Raw genomic sequence first — 3725 nt, forward strand, 5'->3', positions numbered from 1 at the left:
TGCAGAAAACACAGCTGCTACCGCTTCGAGTGAGGCTGCCACAGTATCAGAAGCACCAGTGGCCAGCTCTGAAGTGGCTTCAACAGAAACTGTTTCTGAAAAACCAAGCTCTGAAGTCACAAGCACAGCTAGTTCGGAAGCATCTAATTCTGAAACTGTTCATTCTGAGGTAAGTGCAACAAATACACCTACAAACAACGAAAACCTCATCATAAGTACTTCTCCTGATAAAACAACTTTAGATACCTCACAAAAAGATGGCGATTTCACCATCACTGTTGAAGCGGAAGGTATCACAAAAAAGACAGATAAAAGAGAGAGTTTCGTTTCAGATGCAAATGGTGTTACCTATTATGTAGATACAAAAGGGCAGCTGGTTACCGGACCAAAAGAAATCAACGGTTTCCAATATTACTTTAACGATGACGGCACTATGGTAAAAGGGCAGCTTAGGAAAGTTGACGACAAACTCCACTTTTACGATGAAAACGATGGCAAGCTAGTAACAGACCGTTTTATTACATTCAAAGACAGCCACTATATTCCAGAAGAAAACTATAGTAAAGTTGTTTACTTCAATGAACCTGCTTATATCGAACCAAACTATTATGTAATGCCTGGATTAGAACGTTACTATTTTGATAAAAATGGTAACACACTTAAGAAAGGTCGTCAGACGATTTTAGGTGATGACTATTACATCTATGACGATGGCCAAGTTGCTGTTCATAGACTAATGGAATTAGATCACAAACGCTACTACTTTGATGACAAAGGGGCTTTAGCTAAAAACAAACAATTTCCTATCATCGAAAAGGGTCTTCGGAAGTCTATGCCATATGTATTTTATTCAGACCACAATGGGGTGGCTGATTATCTCAATAAACAACTAAACATTGTGACTTATCCGTTCCCAATTTACTATACTCTTCCTTCAGAAAATAATATAGAATATCCAAAAAATCAATTTATGATGGACTACGAAGGTCGTTGGTATTACTTCAACAAAGACGGATTTCCTGTCACTGGACCTAAAACTATTGATGGCTTTGAACTCTACTTCCATGAATCATCTCGTCCAGAAGGACATCAAGCTAAAGGTGAATTTATTAATATTGATAATAAAATCTACTACTTTGACAAAGACAATGGTCGTAAAGTCAAGGACACTTCCTTTGAGTTAAACGGTACCCATTATATCGCAGATAAAGAAGGAAACATAACTATCCAAGGTGACTCTAGATTCCATAACCAATATGTCAGCGATGATAAAGGAAATTGGTATTACTACAACTCCGATGGCAATAAACTCATTGGCGAACAAACCATTGATAACGTCAAAGTTTACTTTAAGGACAGTGGGGTCCAAGTTAAAGGACACTTCGCTCCGAATGGACACTTCTATGACAAGGATAGTGGTGAACTTGTTACCAATGCTTATGTAGAAGACAATGGAAACTGGTACTATGTCGATGAAAATGGTCAAAAACTCATTGGAAATCAAATTGTCGATAGTTATCATGTTTGTTTTGACGGTAATGGTCGTCAACTAAAAGGTGAGGCTAGCTACTCAAATTCAGGTCTACCAAAACATTACTATGATTTGCATAATGGACAAATGGTTATCAACTCTCTTATTCAAATCGATGGTAAGACCTATAAAGCTGATAATGAAGGTAAACTCTCTGAAGTACCATATGCTTTAAACTATCGTAACCAAATTGTTACCGATGACTTTGAAAACAGCTATTATTATGACTACCAAGGAATGATGGTCAAAAATCAATACGTTACTATCTATCACCTAGAGAATGACTATCTTAACCCTAAAATTAAAAAAGTCACCTATTATGCAGGATATGACGGAAAATTCCTTCACGGTCCCCAAACAATAAATGGTGTTGCTGTTTATTTTAATGCCTATGGTGAACAAATCAAAGACCAATTCGCAGACGATGGTTACTATTATGATAAAGATACCGGTGCTCGTGTTAATTTAGGAGTCAACCAATCAGTTATGATAAATGGTAAATGGTATTATCTTGACCATAACGGAAAGCGATCTAAAGGTGAGTTTATTAAACAAGGAGGAAACAAATACTACTACGATAAAATTAATGGTGAGCGTGTCATTGGAACACTTTTTGAAGTGAACGATAAACTTTATATTTCAGATCAAGAAGGTGTCATTACTGAAAAGAAAGATGATATCAAAAAAAATGGACTGTTTTATGATGACTACCACAATATCCATTATATGAATGATAATGGTCATCTAGCTAGGAACTTATACGTCCCTTCTGACCACAATGGATTTAGTGATGATACAAAACCTTTTTACTATTTTGGTTCCGAAGGAATCGCTTTAAAAGGCGAACATACTATTAATGGTGAAACTGTATTCTTCGATGAAAATGGAGAGCAAGTAAAAGGAGGTTTCGCAAAAAACGGTAAATATTACGATAAACATACAGGTAACTTAGCAAGAAATACTTTCAGAGAGCGTACTGTAAGAATCGCTCGTGAATGGCGTGCTAATGCTATCTCAACTACATTCCGCTACTACCTAGATAATAGTGGCTACAAGGTGTCAGGTTATCAGATTATTAACGGTGAGGACTACTACTTCTACCCTGATGGACCACAGTTAAAAGGGGATTTCGCACCAGATGGTAGATATCACGATAAAGACACCGGAGGCTTAGTCACAAAACGTTATGTTCAAATAAAACCATGGCATTTTATTACTGACCTAGGTAATGACCCTATCGACCATAATTATGTTCAAGTATTTCAATTCGATAGATACCCTAGTCTAGCAGACACCTCAACTGGTGCAATTACTAGATATTTTGGTAAAAAATATTCTAATAGTTGGTACTACGTCGATGAAAATAGTCAAAAGGTAACTGGACACAAAACTATCGATAATGTTAAGGTTTACTTTGATAAAGATGGTAAACAAGCTAAAGGTATTGTTGCTGATGATGGTTATTACTATGACAAGAATAGTGGTGAACTTGTTGACTTAGGACGTGACAAATTCGTTGACATTGACGGTTATCGTTACTATGTTGGTAGTGATGGTAAATGTTATAAGGGTGAACAAAAGATTGGAGATGATTACTACTATTTTCACGATGATGGTAGACTAGGCTACGATGAATTGCGAACAATTTGGGCGGGAAATGACTACTACTACCATTATTATTACCCAAAAACTGGAAAACGTGCTAAAAATGTTGACATTACTTTTAATCACTCAATTCGTTACAAGGTGAAAGCTGAGGTTGTTCATTTCGATGAAAACGGTGATGGAAGGGTTATTAAATATATTTACGAATAATATTTATTTCACACATATAATTCCAATTTATCTTTCAATGAAAGGAGAATTATCATGGAAAGGAAAGTACATTTTAAACTTCACAAAGTTAAAAAACATTGGGTAACTATTGCAGTGACAGGGCTTGCTTTGGGTTTGAGTTTTGCAGGACTCAGCTACGCTTCAGCTGAAGAACAACCTACCCCTGTTAATGAAGCAACTGTTGAAGCTATCATCAAAGAAGGTGCTATTGACGTCGATGCTCCAGCAACTAGTGAAGCCACAGCTAAACCTACAGAAAACACACCTTCTACCGCTTCGAGTGAAGCTGCCGCAGCGTCAGAAACACCAGTAGTCACCTCTGAAGTTACTTCAACAGAAACAGTCTCTGAAAAACCAA

At 36.8% G+C, this 3725-nt stretch carries 2 protein-coding genes; both read left to right on the forward strand.

The annotated features are described in order from the left end of the window. Window positions 1-3346 (forward strand): glucosyl transferase (locus HMPREF2571_RS08950; RefSeq protein ID WP_070847835.1); only part of this gene is annotated, 3346 nt, incomplete at its 5' end. 54 nt (window positions 3347-3400) lie between these two features. Continuing rightward, window positions 3401-3725 (forward strand): KxYKxGKxW signal peptide domain-containing protein (locus tag HMPREF2571_RS10910; RefSeq protein WP_256315263.1); only part of this gene is annotated, 325 nt, incomplete at its 3' end.

This window comes from Streptococcus sp. HMSC068F04 (assembly GCF_001837455.1).
GTDB lineage: Bacteria > Bacillota > Bacilli > Lactobacillales > Streptococcaceae > Streptococcus > Streptococcus salivarius_D.